Source organism: Rhodococcus phenolicus (assembly GCF_001646785.1).
In the GTDB taxonomy this organism is placed as follows: Bacteria; Actinomycetota; Actinomycetes; order Mycobacteriales; family Mycobacteriaceae; genus Rhodococcus; species Rhodococcus phenolicus.
The window spans coordinates 1-1185 of sequence record NZ_LRRH01000210.1 but is presented as its reverse complement, the minus strand read 5'-3'; the positions used below and the strand labels follow the sequence as shown (position 1 = coordinate 1185).

1 protein-coding gene is annotated in these 1185 nt (G+C 61.7%); it reads left to right on the top strand.

The genetic code is table 11. The features are described from left to right. Nucleotides 1-673 precede the first annotated feature (673 nt). Entirely contained in the window at nt 674-961 is a 288-nt protein-coding gene (locus A8G15_RS28935) for a hypothetical protein (protein WP_156665630.1), read from the top strand. The last annotated feature ends 224 nt before the right edge of the window (nt 962-1185 follow it).

Below are 1185 nucleotides of genomic sequence, written 5' to 3'. Positions count from 1 at the left end.
ACTCCACGGGGCACTATCCATCTTGACCGCGCCCGCATCCGTAATCGAGTACTGTCTGACCGGAGTGAAGGACTCCGTCTTGAAGAGCCATTCGCAACGGTCTGGATAAGTCCGCTCGGCCAATCGCGGTCCGATGCCGATGGCTCTTCCAATGACCGTCCTCAAGCATCCTCGTCCACCTCCTGTGAATCCTGCTCGATCGTGCCACAATCGAGCCGCGGCGCGCCGCAACCCGGCGAAGGTAAACCCAGGGCTCCTACGGCTCTCGGGTTCGAAGGTCTTCCTCCTGAACGTCTCGGGTTCACTTCCTCAGTAGTCTCAGACGCGCAGGGGTCTCAAGCGGATGTCGCTGCAGGCGAGTTTGAGCAAGCATTGGTGCAGGTAGGCTAGTACTTTAGAGCGGCCGGGCAACCGTCTGAACTGGTGGTGCCAGACGAAAGTGCGCTCGTTCAGCTACTGGACATTGGTCGGCCGGAATGGTGCGCAGTGCTGTTGCGGGTGATCGGCGCTATACCGCGGTTCCGTTACAGTGTGCGGCGTTAGTGGGCTAGTAGGATCGTCGAGCAGTCGGCATGCTCGCGTCAGGATTGGCATCGCCGTCCACGGATGGAAGCAGTTGCTTCTTGATCAGCGTTGGCAGTTGTGGATGTGGTTCGGATCTGTGCTGTTGAACGTGACCACTACGTGTGCGATCCAGGTCGACGAGCGCAAACTGTTTGTTGCTGCCCGCTTCGATCGACCGGCTCGGGACTGCGCGCTCAACTGGAGGCCTCGCATCCGCAAGCTGTTGACCGCGAGTTCGTTCGGCGAACCCGCCGGAGCGCATCGACAGCGGTACCGGCGGTTCGTGATCGTGGACCTCGGCCTAGACGCCGCAGGAATGATCGTCGACCGCAGTGTGTACGAACGCATACTCGAGCAGCTCGTTGTAGTGCTTGTTGCGGCCGGTCCCGGGGCATGACGGTTCTTGCGCACTTGTGGTGCGGCCGGCGAATTGCCACCGCCGCTGACGGCAAGGTTTCCGAGCTTCCTGACGTCGAGGTGGATCATCCCCCGGGTGGGGTATTCGTCGGCGGCGGGTTCGCCTGCCGGCGCGGATGTCGATGTGCGAGCCGGTTGATGCGGCACCGCACCAGCACGGCGTGCATGGTAGAGGTCGGCGTGTTCAGACGAACCCGATCACCT